Source organism: Streptomyces sp. NPDC031670 (assembly GCF_055580545.1).
In genome coordinates this window covers 217,678-242,070 of the sequence record NZ_JBVILC010000003.1, presented here as the reverse complement: position 1 = coordinate 242,070, position 24,393 = coordinate 217,678, and the positions used below count along the sequence as shown (strand labels likewise).

Annotated in this window: 19 protein-coding genes; 13 read left to right on the top strand and 6 right to left on the bottom strand. The window is 67.5% G+C overall.

Annotated elements, in window-relative coordinates; genetic code table 11:
• The first annotated feature begins 49 nt into the window (after positions 1–49).
• From ACZ5ID_RS08145 to tgmC, 6 genes are all read left to right on the top strand, one after another.
• Positions 50–424, top strand: coding sequence for a DUF6415 family natural product biosynthesis protein (locus ACZ5ID_RS08145; protein ID WP_468894590.1), 375 nt, complete (start codon positions 50–52; stop codon positions 422–424).
• A 61-nt stretch (positions 425–485) separates the two neighbouring features.
• The gene (locus ACZ5ID_RS08140) at positions 486–800 is read left to right on the top strand and encodes a hypothetical protein (RefSeq protein ID WP_468894588.1); all 315 of its coding nucleotides are present in this window, start codon (positions 486–488) and stop codon (positions 798–800) included.
• A 461-nt stretch (positions 801–1,261) separates the two neighbouring features.
• Positions 1,262–1,417, top strand: a complete 156-nt coding sequence (locus ACZ5ID_RS08135) for a hypothetical protein (protein WP_468894586.1) — start codon at positions 1,262–1,264, stop codon at positions 1,415–1,417.
• A gap of 128 nt (positions 1,418–1,545) precedes the next feature.
• The gene (gene tgmA / locus ACZ5ID_RS08130) at positions 1,546–1,800 is read left to right on the top strand and encodes a putative ATP-grasp-modified RiPP (RefSeq protein WP_468894584.1); all 255 of its coding nucleotides are present in this window, start codon (positions 1,546–1,548) and stop codon (positions 1,798–1,800) included.
• A complete protein-coding gene (tgmB, locus tag ACZ5ID_RS08125; protein WP_468894582.1) occupies positions 1,800–2,765 on the top strand; it encodes an ATP-grasp ribosomal peptide maturase in 966 nt (321 codons plus the stop codon). Before tgmA ends, tgmB begins: the two co-directional genes overlap by 1 nt.
• Complete coding sequence (tgmC, locus tag ACZ5ID_RS08120) at positions 2,762–3,931, top strand: ATP-grasp peptide maturase system methyltransferase (protein WP_468894580.1); 1,170 nt, start codon at positions 2,762–2,764, stop codon at positions 3,929–3,931. Before tgmB ends, tgmC begins: the two co-directional genes overlap by 4 nt.
• A 97-nt stretch (positions 3,932–4,028) precedes the next feature.
• On the opposite strand, the gene ACZ5ID_RS08115 is transcribed toward tgmC, so the two are convergent.
• Entirely contained in the window at positions 4,029–4,718 is a 690-nt protein-coding gene (locus ACZ5ID_RS08115; RefSeq protein ID WP_468894578.1) for a hypothetical protein, read from the bottom strand.
• A gap of 887 nt (positions 4,719–5,605) precedes the next feature.
• On the opposite strand from ACZ5ID_RS08115, the gene cas7g reads away from it, so the two are divergent.
• The 4 genes from cas7g to ACZ5ID_RS08095 are packed head-to-tail and all read left to right on the top strand — an operon-like array spanning position 5,606 to position 12,274.
• Positions 5,606–6,796, top strand: coding sequence for a type I-G CRISPR-associated RAMP protein Csb1/Cas7g (gene cas7g / locus ACZ5ID_RS08110; protein ID WP_468894576.1), 1,191 nt, complete (start codon positions 5,606–5,608; stop codon positions 6,794–6,796).
• Between the two features lie 5 nt (positions 6,797–6,801).
• A complete protein-coding gene (gene csb2 / locus ACZ5ID_RS08105; RefSeq protein ID WP_468894574.1) occupies positions 6,802–8,271 on the top strand; it encodes a type I-G CRISPR-associated protein Csb2 in 1,470 nt (489 codons plus the stop codon).
• Positions 8,268–11,282 carry a type I-G CRISPR-associated helicase/endonuclease Cas3g gene (gene cas3g / locus ACZ5ID_RS08100; RefSeq protein ID WP_468894573.1) on the top strand — a complete coding sequence of 1,005 codons (3,015 nt, stop codon included), beginning with the start codon at positions 8,268–8,270 and terminating at the stop codon, positions 11,280–11,282. Before csb2 ends, cas3g begins: the two co-directional genes overlap by 4 nt.
• Positions 11,283–11,287: 5 nt before the next feature.
• Positions 11,288–12,274, top strand: coding sequence for a type I-G CRISPR-associated protein, Cas3-extension family (locus ACZ5ID_RS08095; protein ID WP_468894571.1), 987 nt, complete (start codon positions 11,288–11,290; stop codon positions 12,272–12,274).
• Positions 12,275–14,818: 2,544 nt separating this feature from the next.
• Here the strand turns inward: ACZ5ID_RS08095 and ACZ5ID_RS08090 are convergent.
• Entirely contained in the window at positions 14,819–15,706 is an 888-nt protein-coding gene (locus ACZ5ID_RS08090) for a transporter (RefSeq protein WP_468894569.1), read from the bottom strand.
• An 876-nt stretch (positions 15,707–16,582) separates the two neighbouring features.
• Here ACZ5ID_RS08090 and ACZ5ID_RS08085 point away from each other — a divergent pair.
• Complete coding sequence (locus ACZ5ID_RS08085; protein WP_468894567.1) at positions 16,583–17,020, top strand: STAS domain-containing protein; 438 nt, start codon at positions 16,583–16,585, stop codon at positions 17,018–17,020.
• Positions 17,021–17,047: 27 nt separating this feature from the next.
• On the opposite strand, the gene ACZ5ID_RS08080 is transcribed toward ACZ5ID_RS08085, so the two are convergent.
• The 4 genes from ACZ5ID_RS08080 to ACZ5ID_RS08065 all read right to left on the bottom strand — a co-directional run bounded on the left by ACZ5ID_RS08080 (position 17,048) and on the right by ACZ5ID_RS08065 (position 21,284).
• On the bottom strand, positions 17,048–18,346 hold the full coding sequence (locus ACZ5ID_RS08080) for an ArsB/NhaD family transporter (RefSeq protein ID WP_468894565.1): 1,299 nt from the start codon (positions 18,344–18,346) through the stop codon (positions 17,048–17,050).
• An 11-nt stretch (positions 18,347–18,357) separates the two neighbouring features.
• Positions 18,358–18,822: a CBS domain-containing protein gene (locus ACZ5ID_RS08075; protein WP_468894563.1), complete on the bottom strand. Its 465-nt coding sequence runs from the start codon at positions 18,820–18,822 to the stop codon at positions 18,358–18,360.
• Positions 18,809–20,059: a cation:proton antiporter gene (locus tag ACZ5ID_RS08070; RefSeq protein ID WP_468894561.1), complete on the bottom strand. Its 1,251-nt coding sequence runs from the start codon at positions 20,057–20,059 to the stop codon at positions 18,809–18,811. Before ACZ5ID_RS08070 ends, ACZ5ID_RS08075 begins: the two co-directional genes overlap by 14 nt.
• 163 nt (positions 20,060–20,222) lie before the next feature.
• A complete protein-coding gene (locus ACZ5ID_RS08065; RefSeq protein ID WP_468894559.1) occupies positions 20,223–21,284 on the bottom strand; it encodes a PucR family transcriptional regulator in 1,062 nt (353 codons plus the stop codon).
• A 287-nt stretch (positions 21,285–21,571) separates the two neighbouring features.
• On the opposite strand from ACZ5ID_RS08065, the gene ACZ5ID_RS08060 reads away from it, so the two are divergent.
• Both ACZ5ID_RS08060 and ACZ5ID_RS08055 read left to right on the top strand, forming a co-directional pair.
• Entirely contained in the window at positions 21,572–22,183 is a 612-nt protein-coding gene (locus ACZ5ID_RS08060; protein WP_468894557.1) for a hypothetical protein, read from the top strand.
• 55 nt (positions 22,184–22,238) lie between these two features.
• On the top strand, positions 22,239–24,326 hold the full coding sequence (locus tag ACZ5ID_RS08055) for a flotillin family protein (RefSeq protein ID WP_468894555.1): 2,088 nt from the start codon (positions 22,239–22,241) through the stop codon (positions 24,324–24,326).
• Positions 24,327–24,393 lie beyond the last annotated feature (67 nt).

Here is a 24,393-nt window from a genome sequence, read left to right as displayed (position 1 = left end):
TGAGGGTGTCAGGTTGGAGACGGATCTCCTCAGACGGTTTCTCGAGGCCATGCGACGGCAGCAAGTCGAGGAGTGCGGGGACGGGCCTGTCCACATCACTGTCGAGGCCATCCGGCAGACCATGGACTACGTGCTCAGCAGTCACCTGGACGCGGCGCAGGACAGCGAACTCGACGCCACGCTCCAGACGATTCAGGGGCATCTCGCGGCTCTCGCGGAGGCGGCGGAGACGGAGTTGGACATGGGCCGGATCGTGGTTCGCGAGATGGTCACGCGGGCGCGCGCCGTCGCCGATGAGGAGCACCAGCCATCGCGGAGGAGCACGAGGCAGGCTGCGCTAGTGGTCCGGGATCTCCTGGCACTGCTGACCCGTGAGGGCTGGCAGGGCTCCCACCCCGCCCAGAAGGAGGCCGTCGATGCCTAGGGGGACCAGCCCCCGCCCGGCCAGCACCAAGCCGTACACGCAGAAGGAGGCACCGTAAGCCATGCAGGAATTCTGGAACCTGCGCCGTATCCGCACGTACCTGGCCATGCAGAGGCGCTTCGAGCTGTACGACGCTGTTGACGCCTTGGCCGAGGAGATGGGCGGCGCGGATATGCCGCCAGCGGGCACATACCTGACCATCTCCGCATCAGGGTCCCGGCCGTCGGCCGGAGGTAAGGCGGGGCTCGCCGCTCTGAAGGTGATTCACCACACACACCCGGTCGCGATGCACGCTCTGTATACGTACCTGGCCGTGATAGGTGTGCTCGTTGCCCTGACCCTCGCCTCGTTCTTCACCCAGGTAACCGCGCGATGAGGAGTCTATTCCGCCACAGGCCGGTGCTCTCAAACTACGAGCGCAACGTGCAGCAGATTATGCATCCCCCCAAGCTGACTGTCCGCGATCAGTTCTGGCTCGTCGCCTGGTGGCTCGAAAGGCAGTGGTGCCGGCACGTGACGCAGCGTGAATTGTATCGGCGGCTGGACGGACTGCACCTCATGGTCAGGGCACCACGGCCGCCGCAGTGGGACGCACCGGAGTACGCCGTGCGCTCACTCCAGCGTCTCGCGGCGGATTACAAGAAGCAGGGCGGTGCGACCTCTACGCGCGGGCTTCCTCCGGAACCCGGCGAGCGGAGGGGCACTTGACGATCTTCCGCCATCGGCGGGGACCACCCGGGGCACCGGTATTCCATCACGGCCGACTGTCCAACCGATGGCGGAGCCCAGTCCGTGGAACGGACGGGCACCTCCCGCGCCCAGCATGGTCCGGGGACGATGAGAGAAGGAGAACGCACACTGCCCGCTACCACCGAGACCGAACCCGACAAGGCCGCGGTCGTCGAAAGCGACACCGAGGTTGCCACCGAGGAAGACGGGGGCGACCCCGACGCGGCCGAGCCGCTCAACGCATACGCCGTGCTCAGGGCCTGACGCGGTTTCGCCCGCATGCTCCGCCTGGAGCAACCCCGGACAGGTCGAGCCAGGCGGTACGGCGCGGTCGGCTTCCCCCGAGGTCCGCCGCTCTACCAACAGTCCATCCACTCATCCGAGGAGTCTCCGTGACGACCGCTACGCAGACCTCCGGCCGCCCGTGGGGGGTCGGCCGCCTGGCGCCGTACCCGACCACTACCTACCGGCCGCACGCCACGATCACCATTGACTCTGCCACCCAGCTCGGCGTCTTCCGCGACCGCGCCGGCCACGTGGTCGAGATGGGCAAGCACGGCACGAGCTCCGGCACCGAGACGTCCATGACCACGAACTCCGACTCCAAGAACGACCAGGGCCACGACCAGGACAGCAACCAGGACTGATGATAGAAGCCGAGAAGAGGCCGGTCCTGGTGGCCACAGAGGCGGACGACATCACCGCCGACATGGTCATCACCGAAATCAACCGGCGCGATGTGCCGGTGGTCAGGTTCAATCCCGCTGACATCGGCGGGGACCTCGCGGTCTCGGCTCGGTTCGGCACCTGCCCGGCCCCCGTGGTCGGGCAGGTGCGTACCCCGTCGAGAACCGCTGACCTGACCCAAATCCGGTCGGTGTACTGGCGCCGCCCCGAGTGGCCCTCGTTCCCTCACCTGCCCTCCGATGACTCCCGCTTCGCGGCAGCGCAAGTCCGCTACGGGCTCGGTGGCACCCTCTACGCCCTAGGCGGCCCGCTCTGGGTCAACCACCCGTTACGAATCGCTGCGGCCGACTACAAACCTGCTCAGCTCGCTCTCGCCCAGCGCCTCGGCTTCGCCGTCCCACCCACCCTGGTCACCAACGACCCCGACGAAGCTCGCGAGTTCATCTGCGGCCAGGGGGACGCGATCTACAAGACACTGAGATGGACCCCGTACACACGTGACGGCGTACCAGTCACCGGTTGGGCTGACCCCGTCAGTGCCGACGAGATCGACGAGAGCATTCGCGTCACCCCTCATCTGTTCCAGGCTCGGGTGGACAAGGTCGCTGACCTCCGCGTCCTGATCGTCGGCCGGCACACGTTCGCCGTGCGCATCGAGTCCGAACTGCTGGACTGGCGCAAGGACTACAGCGCCCTGACCTACACCGTTGAGTACCTCCCCGACTGGGTGGACAAAGCCCTGCACGCCTACCTGGACCGCCTGGAACTGTTATCAGGGAGCTTCGATTTCGCGGTGGACCGCGCAGGGGACTACTGGTGGCTGGAGCTGAACCCCAACGGCCAATGGGGGTGGCTGGAGACGGAGACCGGCCTCCCATTGTCCGCAGCCTTTGCCGACCTACTCACGCAAGGAGACAGCCGATGACAGACTCCGCGTCCGAGCGGCGTCGCATGGCCGCCGCGCTCGCGAACAAGGGCGCCCTGACACTTCCCTGGCTCCGCGGGGCCGTGGAGAGCGTGCCGCGCGAGCAATTCCTCCACCCCGGAGTCTTCCTCGACGAGGGACGGACGTGGCGACCCCTCACAGCTCTCGGGACGGACCGGGACGAGTGGCTGAAGATCGCCTACAGCGTCGACACCCTGACGACCCAGCTCGACGGCCACCTCACCGCCGATCAAGTGAGCGAGCCCGTCGCGGGCGTACCGACGTCCTCCTCAACCGACCCGACCACAGTCGTGCGCATGATCGAGGCCCTGGACCTCAAGGCGGAACACCGCGTCCTGGAGATCGGTACTGGCACCGGCTACTCCACAGCCCTGATGTGCCACTACCTCGGCGAGGACAACGTCACCACGATCGAGGTCGACCCGCAGGTGGCGGCGCGCGCCGATGCTGCCCTGGAGACAGTCGGCTACTCGACTTGGACCGTGACCGGCGATGGACTCCTTGGCCACCCGCGCCGAGCGCCTTACGACCGGGTGATCGCCACCTGTGCCGTCCGCCGCATCCCATACACCTGGGTCAGGCAGACGAGGCCCGGCGGCATCGTCCTCAGCACCGTGGGCTCCTGGCCCTGGGGAACCGGCCTTGCGAAGGTCACCGTCAAGGACAACGGCACCGCCGAGGGTTCGATCATCGGGCGCTCCTCGTTCATGCAGGCCCGCGCCCAGGCAGTCACCCCCGTGGCGGGTGACCTGTCGGCCCGTACCGCGTATGCCGACAGCGAGCGAGAGGCCAGGGTGTCGCCACTCCGGCTGGAGGAATGGGTACCCGCCTTCCTAGCGCAGCTTTCCGTTCCCGGCGCCCAATTCGTCCGTGCTGCCACGAGCGACGGCGCCCGACTTCTCTACCTCTTCGATGCTGAGCGCGAGTCCTTCGCACACTTCGTGGAGGACGGTGATGGCTGGGTCGTCCGCCAGGGCGGCCCCGTGGCCCTGTGGGACAAGGTCGAGCGGACTCTCATCGCCTGGCAGGCCGCGGGGAGTCCTGACGTCTCCGCCGTACAGCTCCGGGTTACGGACAAGTCCCATACGTACTGGATCGGCGATCACCCGGAACTGCGTTGGGAGCATCGCCTCGACACTGCCTAGTGAAGCAGCGCGCCCCGTCCCCGTCCGCCCGGCCCAATGCTTCCAGCAGCACCTCCATGCCGACTGGGTCACAGAGTGCGACAACGGCTGCTGTGGGCTACGTACCGGGAACGGCGACCTTCTCATCCGTGGCCCGGGCCGTGGCGGGCTGGCCGTCCTGGAGCTGCTGAAGCCGCTTCAACGTCGCTGAGAGGGTGGCCTGCGCCCCGGACGGGTCACCGCCATTGCCACCGTCCATCCGGACACGGATGTTGACCCTGCCAGAGCGGCTGTACGCGTAAACGGAGTCGCTTGCGGCCCCAGGGTTGAGGACGAGCGTGCTCTCGTCACCGACGGCCGGCTTGGGGGCCTGCTCCTTCTTCGTCTCCTTGCCCTTCACCGCCAGGTAGGCGCGGTGGGCATTCTCGGCGGTATCGAACAGACAGATGTCCACGTCCGTCATGTTCCTCGTGGACCCGTTGTACTCGTAGGAGGCGTCGCTGCTGCGGACCCATCCCTGCGGTGCGGCCTTTGCAGCGTTGGTGTTGCAGTACTGGCCCTCCATCACCTGCTTGCTGTCGTGCAGGGACCATCCCGGGAGCGTCTCACCGTTGCCCAGCAAGGCTTGCGTGAGCGCCGCCTGAGGGAGATCCTTCGTGATCGGCTTCGGCATAGGAGAGGACGCTGACGGCTTGCTGCTGTCGTGCGCGTTCGCGGCAGAACCCGGGGTGTCGCTGCTGGATGAGCAGGCGGTGAGCGCGGTCATGCCGAGCAGGGCAGTGGCGACGATGACGTGTACACGGGGCATGACCTCAGCCTATCCAAAAGTGATCATCTGCCCATGGCCGTTTGCGTCGAGAGTGAGACCTGGACCAGGGAGCCACGGTGCCTGAGCGAAGCAAAGACACCGGGTACCGTGACCACTTAATGGTCTGGGTTGATTTTCTTACCACGGGAGCCTGAGGAACCGCGGGCCGGAGGCAGGTCGAACGGCGTCGCCGGCCGGGACGCCGCTTCGCCGCGCGCTTCACATCGCGGACGTACTTCACAGTGGTATCCCCGAGCTCAGCGATCCGACCGGTCGTCCAGCCGTACAGCCCTCCTCGGTCAACACGCGCGGAGTCCTGTAAAAAACGGCGCAGCGCCCTACCCCAGCCTAGGTCGCGGAGGACACCGCACACCCGACACTCCGAACAGTGGCACCCTCCCCTTGTGATTCAAGTCACATTGAAGTTAAGCCGAAGGCAGTCACCCAGCTCGCCCTCAAGACTGGTATCGCAGAGACAGCGTTCATACCAACACCTCCCGTGCCTGGCTCACCGCTTCCGGGTGCCGTGCTGTCGCGCCCGGCGCAACGACAGCGCGTCAGAGCAGCATCCTGTGCCCACCTTTGAGGGCCAGTCGGGGGGGTGTGGTCACACAGCGACATGCGTGCAGGACCGCCAGTCGCCTGCTCACAGACCGGTGCCGCGAGACGGCCGGAGCGCCTCAGCCCGACAAGTACCCACGAGCGTCTGCCATGGGCGGCTGGGCACCCTATCTAGCGGCTCTGACAGCGCGTCACCCTCGCCGCGATCGTGATCGTTGTTGCGCGCCGTCGTCGCTGCTTGCATGACGTCTGCCTCAACCGGCGGACCCATGTTCTCGTCCGTCGCGCTGGGGCACACACTCCCCTGCGCAACGGAAGGTTCCGCCATGAAGGATGTCTACGAACGGTTGCTGGACGCTGCGAGCCTGCGGTCTGCAGATGGTGCGATTCGTATCACCGCGCATTACGAACCGCTGGCCGGCGTCGGGACGCCTGTGTCCCCTCCGACGGTGAAGGGGAGGGAGACGAACGCCGCCGCCCATCTTGTCGAGCGGCGGTACGTGGACGGCCTTGAGACCTCGGTCGTTCTTCTCGACCAGCCGCAGTCACAAGCCAACCGGTGCGAAACCGCTCTGCTGGATGCGATTCGGCGGCAGGCCGCGTTCATTCCGCATCTGGAGATGGCGACCGAGTCTCTAGGGGTGCCGGTGCGGATGACGAGCCTGGAAGCCCCGCATCGCTCGCGAGATGCGTACTTCCGAGACTCTGTCGACGGTGCGGGCGTTGCCTTCGATGCGACGGAGCCGGGTATGGCTCTGCGCGATGCCTGCCCCGGCGACATGAGCGGGTACCTGAGTCTGGCCCCGAGCGATCTCATTTACGGAGCGTGGGATTCGCACCGCAAGCGTCGTATCCAGGTGAAGATCCCCCGCGCCTATCGGTCCGAAATGATTGGCATCAAGCCGCTGGTCGGTGTTCGGGGAGCCGGGCGTTTCGACCGTCTCAACCTGGCGGGAGAGACGGTCCAGTTGACCGAGACCGGCTGGATTCCCTCGCCCTCCGAGAAGCCCAAGGCGGGCGTCAAGACGGCGCGCATGTCGGAGCTCGGGCACGGCATGATTCCGCCTTCGGAGGGGCTGGGCGGCGTCTCGGTCACCTCCGTACAGCGCAGCGCCTCGCTGAGCCTGGCGAAACTGGCGATGCTGCGCTTCGGTCCCGTCAGCGACGAGCTGACGCAGGCTGCACGGGCCCTGGTGGCCGCTATTGCCCTCCTGGGCGACCGGCTCGCCTTCGCTGCCCCTGCCCTGCACCTGCGCTCTGGTTGCGAGCTGCTGTTGGTGTCCGAACGCATTGATTGGGTCCAGCGCAGCCGTGACGGGGGACCGGCGCTCGATGCGCTGGAGCTGTCCACTCACGAAGAGGCGCTGGAGCTGTTCGAGATCGCACGCGATCGAGCCCATGCTGCGGGCGTGCAGTGGGCGGCCGAGCCGTTGATCGTGCACCCCAACCCGAGCCTTCAGCAAGCGATTGACAAGTCGTATGTAATTGCCGGGGTCGGCGAAGCCGAGAGCGAGTGACCCCGATGCCCTTTCGCATCACCGTCGACTTGCTAGACGCTTCCTACCAGGCGTCTACCCTCGATCGCAGCCACGCCGAGTGGCCCCCGCACCCCTCCCGCATCTTCTGCGCCCTGGTGTCTGTGGCTGATCCCACCGATCCTGTCCAGGACGCCGCCTTGTCCTGGCTGGAGCAGCAGCCGCTCCCGGCACTACTGGTGCCGGCTCGTACCACGGAGGCCGAGATCCCGCGGATGGCCTGGGTGCCGACGAACGCCTCGGCGGCCAAGCCTGGTCACGCGGTGCTGCCCGGACGGACCAACGGCGGTAAACCGAAAGTGTGGCCGCAGCGCTCCCTGGCTCAGCCTCGGCTGGAGTTCGTATGGCCATCAGAGCCACCAAGGGGAGTGTTCACTGTCCTGGCCGAGTTGGCCAGGACAGTGCCCTACATTGGCCGGGCCGGCGGCCATGCCCTCGTCACCGCCGACGCATCTGAGCACTCCGTGTCGAAGGACCGCAGCACCGAGTGGGATATGTGGCACCCCAGCGATGCAGCCGGCACGACAGCCGATGTGTGCTCTCTTCGGGCCCCGTATCCGGGCTACTTGCAGCGGCTGCGTCTGGCGCACGAGCAGGGTGAGTCCGCTTGGCAGCAGGCCCGAATGTTCCCTTACATCCGCCAGGGAGCCACCGCGCCGGATGCCACCCAGGAGCCCAAGGCGGGGCCGTTCGAGGACCTGATGACCTTTGCGTTCCCACCGCGGTTCTCCCTGGACCCCGCGCTGACGGTTGCGGCGACCGGCGCGCTGCGGGAGAAGACGATGGGCTTGCTCGCGGAGGCGGGACACGACGTCGAGACCATGGTCGCCGTCCATGGCCACAAGACAAAGGGAGACGAGCGCCGCCTCTGCGCCTACCTAGGGCTGCCGTTCGTCGGCCACCCGCACGCCGACGGCCGGCTGCGGGGAGTCGCGGTCGCACTGCCCAGTGACCTGGATCCCGCGCACCGCAGAGCGCTCCTGGCCGTGCTCCTCCGCATGGGCGGCGGCCTGCGCAAGCTCAAGGTGCCCAGCCTGGAACGTCCCGTATCGCTGACCTATGTCCGCGCCGGCGACACGGAAGTCACCTCCCTCAAGTCGGTGATGCCGGAGCAGTGGACGCGGGCCGCGCGCCAGTGGACCACAGCCCTGCCCATGGTCTTGGATCGCTTCCCCCGGGGTCGCGACATCGAGGGCTCGGTGGCCACCAGCTGTCGTCTGGCCGGCCTGCCCACGCCTGTTGCAGTGGAGGTCCTGCGCACCGGCGCCTTCGTGCCCGGCGCACCCAGCCTTTACTCGAATGCGGTACGTCGTAAGGACGGTGAACGACCACTTCCCGTCCGGCATGTACGTCTGGCCTTCCCTCAGCCTGTCACCGGTCCGGTGGTGCTGGGGAGCAAGAAGACCTTCGGCCTGGGCCTGTGCGTGCCCTCCGACGCCCGGAAGGCGGAGGCATGAGCTTCACCCCGGAGGACTTTCCCGACTTCGTCGAAGCCGTACACGGCTACCGCCCCTTCCCGTGGCAGAACGCCTACCTCAAGCAGGTCGCTCAGACCGGGCAATGGCGGGACCTGGATGTGCCGACCGGTCTGGGCAAAACCAGCTTGATCGATATCTGGCTGTTCCTGCTCGCCTGGCAGTGCGCCACCGGGCTGGAGCGCAGTGTGCCGCTACGGCTGTTCTTCGTCGTTGACCGCCGTCTCGTTGTCGACCAGGCGCACGAGCACGCCCGCACCGTCCACCGCGCTCTGCAAGGCGCCTCGTACGGCTCCCTCACCGGCCGCGTCGCCCAGGCACTGCGTGAACTGAGCGGGGAAAGCACCGCTCTGGAAGCGGTGCGGATGCGGGGCGGCGTGGACTGGGCCTCACGCTGGCTGCGCTCCCCCGTCCAGCCCGCCGTGATCACCTCGACCGTGGACCAGTACGGCAGCCGCCTGCTCTTCCGCGGCTACCACACCAGCCCCAGGATGCGGCCAATCGATGCGGCCCTGTGCGGCACCGACGCGCTGCTAGCGGTGGACGAGGCGCACATCGCTCTGCCATTGCTCACAACGGCCGCCGACTGCACCGCCTACCAGCAGACCGCCTCCCACACCGACCTCGCCCGCCGTGGCGTGCAGGTCGTCAGCCTCTCCGCCACCGGCGCTGCTGATCCCGCGCGCCCGCGCCACAGCATCACCCGAGCGGATCGCCAGCACCCCGTCGCGGGGAACCGTCTCAACGCCCAGCGGCGGCTGACCCTGTGGGATGCGAGCACCCTCGCCAAGAACTCCGCGCTCGCCTTCGCCCAGGCCGCCGAGCAGGCCACGGACGTCATGCTGCCGCTCATGGCCCGCCCCGTGCTCGGCATCATCGCCAACACCATCCGCACCGCCCGAGCAACCTTCCAACGCCTGTCCGCACGCGACGACATCGACCTGGTCCTGCTGACCGGCCGCTGCCGCGGCGAGGATCGCGAGCGCCTGCTGAACAGCCGCCAGATGCGCGAGCTGTTCCAAGGCATCAACGCCGATCGCGACCGGCCTTTGGTGGTCGTCGCAACGCAGACCGTCGAAGTCGGCGTAGATGTGTCCTTCGCGGGACTCATCAGCGAGAACGCCGCTGCGGCGGCGCTCATCCAGCGCCTGGGCCGCCTGGACCGCACCGGTACTTTCCCCTGGGCCCCGGCGGTCGTGATTCGCGCCGCAGCGCCGGATCCGCAGGACATCCCGGTCTACGGCCCAGCCGCCCACGCGACCTGGGAATGGCTCACCTCCCATACCCCTCTCACCACCTGCGCCGAGGACCTCCAGCACAGCCTTCACCAGGGACTGGTCATCAACCCGACCACGCTGCCCCTCCTGCTGGCAGGCACCGAGACCGCGTCGCTGAATGTGCCGGCTCCGCGCATTCCCGTCCTACACCGCACCCTGCTCGACTCCTGGACCCGCACCAGCCCGACCCCGGTGCCCGACCAGCCGACCGCGCCCTTCCTCCACGGCCTGAGCACCACGCCCGAAGACGTCCAGGTCCTGTGGCGCAGCGACCTCCCCACCGTGGGAGGTCAGCCGGACTGGGAGAAGTGGGCCGCTCGCATGGCCCAAGTCCCACCTCATCCCGGCGAAACCGTCGCCATCCCCGCCCGGCAGCTGCGCCGCTTCCTGACCCAGCCGTCCGCCGACGACACCACCAGCGACCTGGAAGGGACACCGGACGCGCAGGCACCTACCCCGGCCAAGAAACACCAGACGATGGCTCCGGTACTGCGCTACGACGACCGCGACAACCAGTGGATCCCCGCAACCGGCCCCCGCGACATCCGTCCCGGCAGCATCGTCGTCCTGCCCTCGCACTACAGCGGCCACGACGCCTACGGCTGGACCGGTACCCCCGGCGCCCCCGTCGTCGACCTCGCCGACTTCCCGCCCCTCACAGACAGCGCACCGACCCGCCTGGACGCCGGCCCCCTGGCACTGCTCGGCGGATTCGACGAGACCACCGCCCAGGCGGCCACGACGGCCATCACCAGAGCATCCAAGAAACTGCTGGCCGGCGAGGACGACGAGTCCATCACCGATATCATCCACCAACTCCTCGACCAGCTTCTGGGCCTGCTCCCGGCCGCAGACTCCGGGCCACCGACGCCCGGCTCGTACACCATCGACCTGCACCAGCGCCTCAGCCAGCTCCGAACCATCACCGCCTGGGACACTGCCGCCGATAGGCGCTCGGCCCGCACGGGCCACGCCATCCTCGACGCCACCGACCCATCACGCCTGCTCCTGGTCCCCGCCCGCCCGAAGGGCGACCGCGTCGAGCGCACCGCTGGCGTCAACGACGAGGACGCCGATGGCAGTTCCCTCACTCGCCCCGTCGGCCTGGCCCAGCACGGCAAGGCCGTCGCGGCACGCGCAGCCGAATTCGCCGTACGTCTGGATCTACCCACGGCCCTGGTGGCTGCTGTGGAGACCGGGGCGCACGCCCACGACTGCGGCAAACACCATCCCCGCTTCCAGTGCATGCTGTGCGCCGGCGACCGTCTGCTCGCCGAGTCCCTGGATGAGCCCCTGGCCAAGTCCGGCATGGACCCGGCCGACCATACGGGCCGCCGCCGCGCTGCCCGCTTGGCCAACTGGCATCCCGAGCTGCGCCACGAAGCACTCAGCGCCCTGGCCGTACAGAAGTGGCTCACTACCCATCCCGACCACACCCAGGGCCTGGACAGCGACCTCATCGTGCACCTGGTGGCCTCCCACCACGGCCACGCCCGGCCGCTCCTGCCCCCGGTGACCGACCCCGACCCCGTCGACGTCACCTGCCTCATGCCCGACCAGCAGCACATCACCGTGAACAGCGCCGCCATGGGCACCGACTGGACAGGCCCCGACCGCTTCCACGCCCTCAACCGTCGCTACGGCCCCTGGGGCCTGGCCCTGCTCGAAGCCGTTGTACGCCTGGCCGACATGGCCTGCTCCGAGGAAGGCAGCTAACCCCGATGCCCCACCACGAACTCGAACTGCCCGCCCTGGTCAGCAACTCCCCACTCGGCTTCCTCGCCGCGCTGGGCATCCTCCAGCTCACCGCCCCCCTCCTCGACCAACCCGCCCGGCTCTCCTGGCGCGGCCCGGACGCACCCGCCCTCCTCCACACCCGCCAGCCCCTCACCCATCAAACCCTCGCCGACCTGCTGAGCACCCAACTACCCGACGTCCCCGCCAAGGAGCCCCTGCCGCTGGTTCCTGGCATCCTCTCGCTGCCCCGCAGCGGACCCAGCGACGCCCTGCGCATGCCCATCGACACCGCCCTGCACCACCTGCGCACCCACACCCGAGTCGAGCGCGAACACAACACCCCCACCGCCCACTGGTTCACCGCACTCGTCAACCAACTCAGCATTGCCCCCACCGAGAAGAACACCGGCAACGTCCGCCCCGTACGCGGCAAGCAGCCCGACCTCTACACATCAAGCACCCCGCTCTTTGGCCGCGGCGGACAAATGACCCTGGCCAACAACTGGACCAAAGCCGCCGATGAATGCCGCAAAGATCCCACCCATTTGCTCGCCGCACTCACCGCCTGGCGCCGCGTCGACGGCTACGCCGGCGCCAACCTCGACCACCACTCCACCGGCGACGCGCACATGGTCAGCCAAGGCAGACCCACGCAACAAGGCGTCCCCGGAGCCACCTGGCTCGCTCTCCACGGGTTCGCCACCTTCCGCCTCACCGGCGACAGCACTCTGGCCCAGACCACCAGCTGGGACCGCACCATCCCCAACGGTGCACTCACCTGGCCCATTTGGTGCCCTCCGCTCACCACAGCCAGCATCACCACCCTCCTCGAACACCCCCTCGTCCGCACCCCGAGCCCCGACCCCGCCAAACTCCACAACCTCGGCGTCACCGCCATCTACAACGCCCCTCGCACACGCCTTCCACAGGCTGACGGGCCCCTCCAACTCGGCCACCCCGTCTACCCATGAACGACCACCAAACCCGAGTTCGGAACCACAAGCATGCTGGCGCCTATCTCCTCTGCGGCACTGAACCGCAGCACCACCACGGCTGCTCCTGCACCACGGCGATCGCACGCTGCTGGATCTATCTCCGCAGCTCCGAATGGCAGCACCATCTCGGCATGGTCTTCAACGCAAGGGCGGGGCATGCTAGACGCTTTCTCTGGAGCTCCGAACCGCAGCACCACCACAGCTTCGCGCTCGCACTGCAGAACCTGGCGCGCCACCGCTACCTCTGCGGTTCTGAACCACAGCATCATCACGGCGAGGACTTCGTACGCTACGGACGCTGCCTCGGACTGCACTCCCTGCCACCGTACGCTGCAGCATCATCGTGGAGACGTAATCACTTTCGACTGCCCAGGAAACCTCGGCTCGTCTCTGCGGTTCCAATCCGCAGCACCATCACGGCGGCGCTCAGAAGACGTATGCGTTCGACCGCAACGGCTACCTCTGCGGATTCGAACCGCAGCACGACCACGGCGCCTGGGGCCACGGCCCGCCAGCCAGCGACTACCGACCACATCTGCGGTTACGAATCGCAGCATCATCACGGCTGGCAGGCTCTATCGAAGTACTCGGGCGGGCGGCCGCTGTCTCTGTGGTTCGAACCGCAGTACCATCACGGCTGGTCCCATCTGCGCGGCCGCAAGGGCGCCCCGCCCACTGTCTCTGCGGTCTCAAACCGCAGCACCACCACGGCCCTGTCATGGGGACCATCGTCACCCTCTACACCGAACTGCCCTGCGGTTTCGAGACGCAGCACCATCGCGGCTCCACCTCCAGGCTGCACAGGCGGTGCTCACTGAGCTCTCGCTGCGGTTCCAAACCGCAGCACCATCGCGGTGGCGTGGCCCAGACAACAACAAACCGCGCATACCGGGCTGCCTCTGCAGGCACGAACCGCAGCACCACCACGGCGACCAGATCGGGATCTACGTTGGAGGCGGTCAGCTGCTTCCACTGCACCCCGTAGCCACGGGTTCGACGTATCTCTGCGATTCAAATTCGCAGCACCTTTAAGGCGATGGCGCCGATATCGGCACCATCGCTGTGGCTGCCGAGCCACACACCGCCACGACACATTTTCAGATCGAACTCGTTACAGCACCCCGCCAGTTACTGCGGAGAGGACCGCAGCACCACCACAGTAAGGGCGACCACGGCGGCTTGGTCACTGCCGGGCGACACCACTTCTGCGGCCAGTTCCGCAGCATCATCACGGCCCGCGGTGGGTACAGATTCTTGCCATGGATTCCGTGCCGCCTCTGCCGTCACAGTCCGCAGCACCATCGCAGCGTCGTTGACCCGGGGAAAAATGGCTTTCACCGGATGACGCCTCTGCGGTTTCGAATCGCAGCACCATCGTGGCTTGTGGGCGGCCAGCCTGGATGGGCTGACCTTACTGCCGCCTCTGCGGTTCTGAACCGCAGCACCACCACAGCATCGGCTGGTCCGGAAGGTTCCCGGCCCACTATGGGCTTGCCTGGGGTCAGGTACTGCAGCACCATCAGGGCGACGCACCGCGGCCGGTCGTCTCGGCTCCCATCGCCTGCCTCTGCGGTCGAACCGCAGCACCATCACGGCTGCAGGTCGGTGTGGACGCCTTCCATCTGCATCATGCTGCCTCTGCGGAGCCACCCGCAGCACCACCTCGGCAGCGTTCCGGGCTCGGCGACCATGTGCCGCAGCACCATCACGGTTGGTAGATCCCCGATTGGGTCTCCTCAGCAAGGTTCTACCTCCGGGGCCCGGGATCGCAGCACCATCACTCCAGCTTCACCAGGCGCCGACTCACTACCGAATTCGCCTGCCTCTGCGATTCAAATTCGCAGCACCACTGTGGCGATGGCGCCGATTTCGGCCTAATATTTGGCCTGGCGTAATTTCTGTGGCCGGCCAAGCCACACACCACCACGGACATATCTTCAGGTCGAATTCGTTACAACCTCCAGTCAGTTACTGTTGCTCTACCCGCCCCCGCACCACCACGGAACTTTGAACGTCATTGCCTCGGTCTACCAGGATGAGCACACCTCTGCCGTTCTCAAGACGCAGCACCACCACGGCGAGCAGACCACCCGCTTCCAACAGGATGCGATTGCACTGACTCTGCGGTTCAGCCGCAGCACCATCACGGAATTGCCTAGTACATGTCGTTGATGCCGCCCCAGGCATCAGGCTCGGCGCCGCGTCGTCTCCGCACCCAACCAGCGAATAAACGGCGGCACCCAACAGTCGACGTCACGGCGATCCGTCGGTCAGGATCGGCTCGCTGATGATCAAGCAAGGCTGCGGCGCGGGCGGGCCGTCGAGGCTCACTGTCGGCAGAGTCACTCCTCTGCCGAGCAGCGGCGGGGCGATACATAGCCGACGATCCCCGGTTAGCAAAACCGGGGATCGTCCGGACCATTAGTGGTCCACCGCCAGTCCCTGCCCGTCACGTCGGAAGGCAGCATCACGACGACCGCCCACAACTCCATACGCCGCCAGCGCTCCAGCGAGGGAGCTCTACGCCGCCGAGTAGCTGAGGCGGAACAGATCCTGGGCACGCTCCAGGTCTCGCTCCGTACGCAGCTGCACCTCCAGGTCGCCCGTGCCGTGGTGGCCGAGCCCCGTCACGTCCCGGGTGAAGCCGGGGACGAGGTCGACGTCCTTCGGGTCGGCCTTGAGGTAGACGAGGACCTTGGTCTGCTGCGGCGGGCAGACGCTGGCGAAGTTTCGCAGCCGCCGGTAGGCGCGGTACTGCTTGCGCTGCACCCGAGTGACGCCGTCCCCGAGCCCGACCAGGACCTCGTCGACCGCTTCGCCCAGCTCGGCTATCGCGCCGACCTCCTTCCGACCGAGAGACACCCCAGCCGTACGGCGGCGTGCCCGCTGAGCCGGCGCCGGGCGCCCGGTGACGGAGACCACGGTCTCAAGGCCGAAGTGGTCGCTGCCGAAGTATCGGTAGCGGACCAGGTCGATCGAATGCCGGTGCTCGCGTACGGCGTGCGCGTCGTAGCGGGTGAAGTCGCCGGCCACACAGATCAGCCGTGGCGCGCTCCACAGGATCTGGGACACGGCCGTGCCCCCGAGCCGGTCGCGGACCAGGTTCCGGAAAGTGTCCTTATGGTTCGTCAGCCAGGCCATGTAATACAAGCCCTGGTTGATCACCCCTGCATCGGTGCCGCGCTTGTACTCAACGATCACGGGCGCGCCGTTCTCGTCGAGTCCAAGCGAGTCGATCCGCCCGCCGTCGACGCAGTCGATGACGTACTCGCTCGCGAGGAACGTGACGCCCAGCATCGTCTCCATATGCGCCTCGACGAGTCCTTGCACATCCGCCTCGACGGCGGCCAGATGCGGCATCACCTCGACCACACCACCTGCCGTGCTGAACAGCTTCAAACCGCCCACTCCCCCTCGCGATCACGATGCCAGAGGGCAACGCCAGACCGCGTAGGGATATTTCCACCACCATCTCCACTTCACAAAGGGATCAACAAGTACGTCATAGACCACCGCGACAGCCTGCCGCACAGCGCCCTCAGCAGCCCCGCCCACATCCGCGCCACCTGGGGTGGTACGGGCAGCGTCGAAGAAGCCTCCGCAGCCTTCGGATTCTCCCGCGCCAAGGGCTACGACCTGGTCCCTCGTGGCGCGTTCCCCTGCCGCGTCTAGCGCATCGGCCGCAGCACCCGCGTCGTCACCGCCTCCCTTCTCCGTGTCCTCGACAGCGGCGAGCCTGAATACAACGGAACCCACGAAGCACACGCATCGCCGACGTGACCTACCCAAAAGCCCCTTCGGATGTGCCGACGGGCGCATTCGTATCACGCTGGGTCACGCACCAACTGCGTTGACGGCCCTATACGGCAGGTTCGGACCTGCCCGGCACACTGGTGCACCACGTCGACCTGCGGGTCGGCCTACGGAAAGACAACTTCCATACGCTCGCCAGGCTCCGCCGACCCCTGGAAACGGCACGAACCACTGGCAGAGAACCTCGCCACTCTTCCGGCTGCTCCGCACCTTGAGCCAAGGTCGCTGCGCGACAGCCCTGGCGATACCGGAGCCGGTGCGCCGTGCGCCGTGCGCGTGAACTCTGCCGGGCCGACCCGTCTGCTCCCGCCATGTCCCGCTCCGCATGACTACTGTCGACAACAGGTGTGCCGGGAAGACTGGTCGGCAATGTGATCCATCCTGCCCAGGAGTACATATGGCGTCCGTGGAGGCTCCCGCTCGGCACGCACTACTCTGCGACTCACTGCCGCTCCTCCAAGCCGGGAGTCAATGGTGACCGGTCTGCCCTTCGGCACGGAGCCCGCTGCTGCCATCCCGGCTGCTCTCGCTGCGGGCATACTCGCCTGTCTGGCCGTCTTCGAGTTCCGGCGGCGCAGAAGACGGATCAGCCGCCGGGAAGGACGTCGCGTCGTGGTCAAGCTGCGGGGCGAGATCACCGCCAAGAACGCGAAGGTTACTGGCAAGCGTCTCGTCAGGGCGCTGCGCGGCGGTCCGGATGTCCTGGAGATCGACCTGACGGGCGTCTCCCACATCAGCGATGACGGCACAGCCGCCTTCTTCGCCGTACTCCGGGCGACCCGGAAGAGCAGCATTCAGCTCCTTGTCACTCACGACTCGCCTCAGGCACGCACCATGCTGACCCGTATGGGGCTGATCCGCGCTCTGCGTCACGATGATGGCCGAGGGCCGGGGGTCGGTTCTCCCTGAATGGGGCGCATCCATGCTGCTGACGGGTTAGGCCAGGGCGAAGTAGCGCAGCCAGACGTAGAGTGCTGCGGCTGCGGTGGTGACGGTGGTGACGATGAGGCCGTATTTGGTGAACTGCCAGAAGGTGATGGGCTGGCGGTTGCGTTCGGCGATGCCGAGGACGACGACGTTGGCGCTGGCGCCGATCGCGGTGGCGTTGCCTCCGAGGTCGGCGCCGAGTGCGAGGGCCCACCACATGACGTGGTCGGCGCCGCCGCCCATGGACTGCACGAGGTCGCTGGTGATGGGGGCCATGGTCGCGACGTAGGGGATGTTGTCGACCACCCCGGACAGCACGGTGGAGGCGCCGAGCAGCAGCATGGAGCCGCCCAGTTCCTGGCCGCCGATGCTGCTCGCGAGGGTGTCGGAGACTTTCTTGATGACGCCGGTGTCGATCAGGCCGCCGATCATGATGAACAGACCGGCGAAGAAGGCGAGGGTGGGCCATTCGACTTCGGCCAGGACCTCTCCGGTCTCGACGGTGGAGACGGCGATGAGCAGGCCGGCGCCGAGGAGGGCGACGATGGACGGCTCGTAGTGCAGGACCGGGTGGAGGACGAAGCCCGCGATGACGAGGGTGAGCACGATCAGGCCCTGGGTGAGCAGGCGGGGGTTCTTGATGGCTTCCCGCTCCTGCAGCTCCATGATCTCGGCGGCGCGTTCCTCGTCGTACACGAAGGACTTGCGGAACAGCCACCGGCACAGGGCGATCAGGACGAGGGTGAGCAGCGCGGACAGCGGGGCGAGGTGGACGAGGAAGTCGTTGAAGGTGAGGCCGGCCCGGCTGGCGATGATGATGTTGGGCGGGTCGCCGACGAGGGTGGCGGTGCCGCCGATGTTGGAGGCGAAGACCTCGGCGATCAGGAACGGGGCAGCAGGCAGGGCGAGGCGTTCGCAGACCAGCAGGGTGACGGGGGCGATCAGCAGGACCGTGGTGACGTTGTCCAGGAGCGCGGAGGCGAGTGCGGTGATGCCGATCAGCATGACCATGACCCGGAATGGCCGGGCGCGGGCCTTTTTGACGCCCCAGATGGCCAGGTATTCGAAGAGGCCGGTCTTCTTGAGTACGCCGACGATCATCATCATGCCGGCGAGCAGGAAGATGACGTTCCAGTCGATGCCCCGGTCCTGGAGGTAGAAGGCGGAGACGTCGTCGGTCGCCCCGATCGCGAGCATCATCCCGGCGCCGCCGAGTGCGGCGGCGACCCGGTGGATGCGCTCGCTGATGATCAGGGCGTAGGTGCCGACGAAGACGGCGATCGCCGCCCAGCTGTGCCAGTCGTTCACGCGGGCTCCGTCTACTTGGGGGTGGCCTCGATGAGTCGGTTCAGCAGGTGTGCGGCGGTGATCACACCGAGCAGGCGGGGGCCGTCTTTGTGCCGCTCCGCCACAGCGACCAGGGGGCTGCGCTCCTTGGCCATCAGCGCGGCCACTTCCAGGGCCGTGTCGTCGGGCGCCGCTACCGGAGGCGCGGGGGCCCTGCGGGGCAGGCATTCCCCGACGGTCCGCCCGGTCAGGGCCGCGCAGAGCCGGTCGGCGTGCTTTTCGTCGACGACTGCCGCGAGGGTGGGGTCGTCCAGGACGTAGGAGGGGACGAGGGCCTTGACCATCTGGGAGGCGGGCAGGATCGCCACCGGCACCCCCTTGCCGTCCAGGACCAGAAGGCCCGGCAGCTGGTGCCCGGCCAGCAGGCGGGCTGCTTCGATGGCGTCGGTGTCGGTGGTGACGGTCTCGTACTGGACCGCAAGGTCACGTGCGCGCATGGCCGGCTCCGTTCGGGTGCGGGATGTCGTTCGGCTCATCGTGGGCCGCGTCCGGGATGCCGACCAGGTCGTTGACGCGGAACATCCGGGCGACCGGGACGTCGGTGCTGGAGTGCGCGATGATCGAGAAGGCGATGCACACCGCGATCAGCGTGTATGCCTGTTCAGCCTGCGGGATGCCGGACTGGAGCACCAGGAGTCCGTATACCACGGAAGCGAAGCCCTTCGGTCCGAACCACGCCGCCGCCAGCTTCTCCCTGCGGTCGAACGTGGTTCCGATGAGGGACAGCAGCAGGGACGCCGGGCGGATCAGCACGATCGCCAGGACGACGGCCATGTAGCCGCCCCACGCCAGGTTCCCGAAGAGCGTCGGTGTGAGCAGGGCCCCGAAGACCAGAAGGGCGGCGAACTTCGCCAGTTCGGCCAGTGCCTCGCCCAGCGGTTCGAAGGCGTCCTTGGACTCCGGCGACATGGAGGCGAGTACCGCGCCGGCGGAGAAGGCGGCGAGGTAGGGGTTGGCGTGGGTGAGATGGCAGGCCGCATACAGGATTACACCCGTCGCCAGCGGCAGCAGCGGCTGCAGTTTCGGTTCCGCGCCCAGGAGGGGCAACCGCACCAGGGCGTCGACCAGCAGCGGCAGCACCATCCCGAAAGCCAGGCCGAGGGCGAGTTCAAGAGCGATCGTTGATGCGGACGCCTCCGCACCCGCGCCCGTCGAGGGGCCCGCCGCCGCGATCAGCAAGAGCACAATGGGCAGCGCCAGGCCGTCGTTGACGCCGCTCTCCACATTCAGCAGCTGCCGCAGCCGGGCCGGGACCTCCTTGCGCCCCACGATCGCCGAGGCGAACACCGGATCCGTCGGTGCGAGCACCGCACCCACCAGGAACGATGTCGTCCAGTCCAGACCCGCCAGATAGTGGGTGACCAGAGCCATGAACACGAAGGCCAGCGGCATGCCCAGTCCCAGGGCGCGGGCCGGGTTCCTCCACGCGCGGCGCAGCGCCGGGAAGGACACGTGCATGCCGTCGGTGAACAGCACCGCGAAGAGGGCGAGGTCGGCGGTGACGGCGACGGCCTCGCTGTCCGACGTGATGTGGATCAGGCCGAGGAATCCGTCACCGACCAGTGCCCCGCCAACGAGGAACAGGAGGGAGGTGGACAGGACCGTGCGGGCGGCGAGCCCGGACAGCAACACCGCCACCAGCAGCGCCACCCCGAAAACCGCGACAAGAACCATGGCCAAGACCCCCGGTCGGAAAAGAGATTGATCCCTTGTTCGCCGACCAGGCTTCCCGGCACACCGCAACCGACTCTACCTGCTCTTGGTGCATCTTTGACAAGATTCTTGTGCCCCACCTGCGGGGCGCGCCCCGCTGCCGGGACCGAGAACCGGATGCGGTTCAGAGGCTTGTGGCGGGCCAGTCGAGCAGCCGGGCGCCGATGACGGCGGTCTGCAGGGTGTAGCGGTGCACCGGGTCCGCAGGGTCGGCTCCCGTGAGCTGGCGGATGCGCTCCAGGCGGTAGGTGAAGGCCCGTACGCTCAGGTTCAGCCGGCGGGCCGCCTCCGCCGCGATGCAGCCGGAGTCGAAGTAGGCGGTCAGGGTGTCGAGCAGAGGCTGCGGTCCGCCGCGGGCCTGCTGCAGCGGGGCCAGGGCGCTGCGTACGAGGTCGGCCATGGCCTGTCGGTCACGCGTCAGGACAGGGAAGACCAGGAGGTCCGCTGCGCGCAGTACCGGGTCGTCGAGGTGCATGCGCTCCGCCAGATCGAGGGCGTTGAGGGCCTCTTCATAGGAGTGGGCGACTCCGCCCGCGCCGGGCTGCGGCCGGCCGATGGCAACCCGCCCGCCGTCCGTCACCGCGTGCGCCTGCTTGGCGAAGTACAGCAGGACGTCGGTCTGGTCGGCCGGGGCGATGCAAACGAGCCGGCCGTCCTTGGTGACGAACAGGATGCGGCGGTTGCCGAAGCGGCCGAAAAGGGCTCGCTCCACGCTCTGCGTCACCGGGTGTGCATCGTCGTAGGTCTGCGGGCCTTCGGCCACGGCGACGGCATGGGTGTGGGAGAGGAGCAGCCCGAATCGCTCGGCGCGCTCGGCGAGGTTGCCGGGGTCGCTGCGTCCGTAGAGGAGGTCGTCGATGAATTCTCGGCGCGCTGCCTCCTCTTGGCGTACAGCCAGGATCTGGGCCCGCTCGTGCCCCTCGGCCAGGGCGTCGACGACTTGGCCGATCGCACCGAGGATCTGGTCGAAGGAAGCCCGGGGCAGGTCAGGACAGACTGCCCGGGTCATCTCCAGATGCCGGTGCACCAGCGCGCGCAGGCCGTGGCCGGCCTCGGCGGCCCGCTCGCCCAGCGCGCGCCTCGACTCCAGCTCGTCGCGGGTGAGTCGGCGGCCGGTGGCGCAGACCTCGCTCAGGATGCGGTCGTAGCCGTCGAGATAGTCCTCGGATATGTCCCGGCCTGCCACTGGTTTCTCCTGAGTCTTGATGCGCCGGTAACGGCTTCTTGATGGGCGGCTGACGTCTTTTTCAGTCGGCGGCGTCAAGAGTGCCAGATGCCCGCCGCCTGACAGCACCCGGCATCAAGAGGACATAAAGATTGCCGTGATCCGGCAATGCGAACTGGCTTGTCCCTGGTCAAGATGGGGGCGGGGGAGCACGGGGGATGATCCCGGTGCCGGGAGACGGAAACGTACCCGGCACCGGGTCCCAGGCCCCGGCACTGGACGGGTCACGAACGAACGGGGGCGACACAGTGGGTGAATTCCTCGGCGCCGCCTTCGGATTCCCCGCCGCTCTGTTCAGCGCCGCCTTGATCGTCGTCGTGGTCTTCTGGCTGCTGGTGCTGTGCGGTGCCGCCGAGCATGACGCGTTCAACGGGGATGTGCACGGCGATCCGTTCGGAACGGGCGGGGTTCCCGTCACCATCCCGGTGTCGCTGCTCGTCGCAACCGCCTGGTTCACCAGTTTCACCGGCTGCGTCCTCGTACGCCGCTCCGGAGCATCCGGCGCCTCTCTCGCTGCTCTGAAGCTGGGGGTGCTGGCGGTGGCCCTGCTGCTCGGCTGGGCTGTCACCCGGTCTTTGCTCCGCCGCCTGATGCGCCTCTTCCCTGACCAGCCTCCGCCGTCCCGGCTCGACTTCATCGGCCTGACCTGCACGATCCGTACCGGTTCAGTATCCACCGAGTTCGGTCAGGCGGAGGTCGCCGCAGCGGACGGGTCGACCGCGCTGGTCCAGGTCCGCCAGAACGGCACTGCCCCGCTGCGCCTGGGTGCCACGGGACTGCTGTACGCGTTCGACGACGACGGCGAGTTCTTCTGGGTCGCGCCCTACGATCCAGCGCTCGACCCGCGCGCCTCCGCCTGACCTGCTCACCCCTGCCGGTCACTCTGCTTCATCACCCCTGTCCCAAGGACGTCTCATGGATGCCATTTCCCTGGGCATCGGCGTACTCGTCGCCGTTGTCCTGCTCATCGCGATCACGATGCTCCTGGTGGTCAGCAAGCTCTTCCGCAAGGTGGAGCAGGGCCGCGCGCTGATCATCTCCAAGACGAAGAAGGTCGACGTGACCTTCACCGGCGCTGTGGTGCTGCCGGTGCTGCACAAAGCCGAGTACATGGACATCTCGGTGAAGACGATCGAGATCCGCCGGACCGGCCGCGAGGGGCTGATCTGCCAGGACAACATCCGGGCCGACATCCACATCAGCTTCTTCGTGCGGGTCAACAAGACCGTCGAGGACGTCATCAAGGTGGCCCAGGCGATCGGCACCCAGCGGGCCAGCGACAAGGTCGCCATCCAGGACTTCTTCGCCGCGAAGTTCTCCGAGGCGCTCAAGACCGTCGGCAAGCAGCTCGACTTCGTCGACCTCTACACCAAGCGCGAGGAGTTCCGCGACCAGATCATCCGGGTGATCGGCACCGATCTGAACGGCTACCACCTCGACGACGCGGCCATCGACTTCCTTGAGCAGACCCCGATGACGCAGCTGGATGCCGCGAACATCCTGGACGCCCAGGGCATCCGCAAGATCACCGAGCTGACGACCGTCGAGCACGTACGCACCAATGAGTTCCAGCGCACCGAGGAGAAGGAGATCACCCGGCAGAACGTGGACGCCCGGGAGACCATCCTGGAGCTGGAGCGCCGCCAGTCCGAAGCCGAGATCAAGCAGCGCCGGGAAGTGGAGACCCTGCGGGCCCGCGAGGAGGCCGCGACGTCCAAGGTGCAGGAGGAGGAGCGCCTCGGCGCGCAGACGGCCTTCTTGCGCACCGAAGAGCAGCTCGGAGTGCAGCGCGAGAACCAGGCCCGCGAAATCGTAGTCGCTCAGAAGAACCGTGAGCGGGTCATCGCCGTCGAGAACGAGCGCATCGAGAAGGACCGCATGCTCGAAGTCATCGCCCGGGAACGGGAGACCGCGCTGTCGCAGATCTCCAAGGACAAGGAGGTCGAGGCTGAGCGCCGCGAGGTTGCCGATGTGGTCCGGGAGCGGATCGCCGTGGACCGCACGGTCGCCGAGCAGGAGGAGTCCATCAAGAAGCTCCGCGTCGTCGAAGAGGCTGAGCGCACCCGTCAGGCCGTGATCATCGGCGCCGAGGCGGAGGCCCAGGAGAAGCTGGTCAAGGACATCAAGGCGGCCGAGGCCGCGGAGGTCGCCGCCAAGCACCACGCTGCCGAACAGCTCACTTTGTCCGAGGCCAGGCTGAAGTCCGCCGACCTCGACGCGCGCGCCAAGCTGCGGCTCGCCGAAGGCATCCAGGCGGAGGCGGCCGCTGAGGGACTGGCCCAGGTCCAGGTCCGGGCCAAGGAGGCCGAGGTCATCGAGAAGGCCGGCCGCGCCGAGGCCGAGGCCGCCGGGGCCCGGTTGAAGGCGGAGGCAGAAGGCGCTCGCCTCAAGGCGCTCGCGGTCGCCGAGGGCACGCAGGCGCAGGCGACCGCCGACGCCGCGATGATCGGCGAGAAACTGAAGGCGGAGGCGGCCGGGCTCACCCAGAAGGCAGCCGCCATGGCTGCCCTCGATGACGCCTCGCGCGGGCACGAGGAGTACCGGCTGCGCCTCGCTGCGGAGAAGGAGGTCCGGCTGGCCGGACTCGACGCTCAGCGGCAGGTCGCCGAGGCGCAGGCCACGGTCCTGGCCACCGGCCTGGAGAACGCCGACATCAACATCGTCGGCGGTGAGTCCGTCTTCTTCGACCGGCTGATCTCTTCGATCGCGCTGGGCAAGGGAGTCGACGGGTTCGTGCAGCACTCCGAGACGGCCCAGGCCCTGGCGAAGCCGTGGCTGGACGGCAGCGCCAGCTTCCCCGAGGACGTGATGCGCGTACTGGGCTCGGTCTCGACCGGCGACATACAGAACCTCACGGTGTCCGCGCTGCTGATGAAGCTGATGAAGTCGGGGGGCACCCAGAGCGGACAGCTGAGCGAGCTGCTCGACAAGGCCGGGCAGCTGGGCCTGGCCGACCTGCCGATCTCGGCCCTGTCCTCTGCCAACGGCACGGCCAAGGTCTGAATTGCCCTCCGGGGCCCGCCGCGTGCGCGCGGCCGGCCCCGGGTGTCGCACGCGACCAATCTCGTAC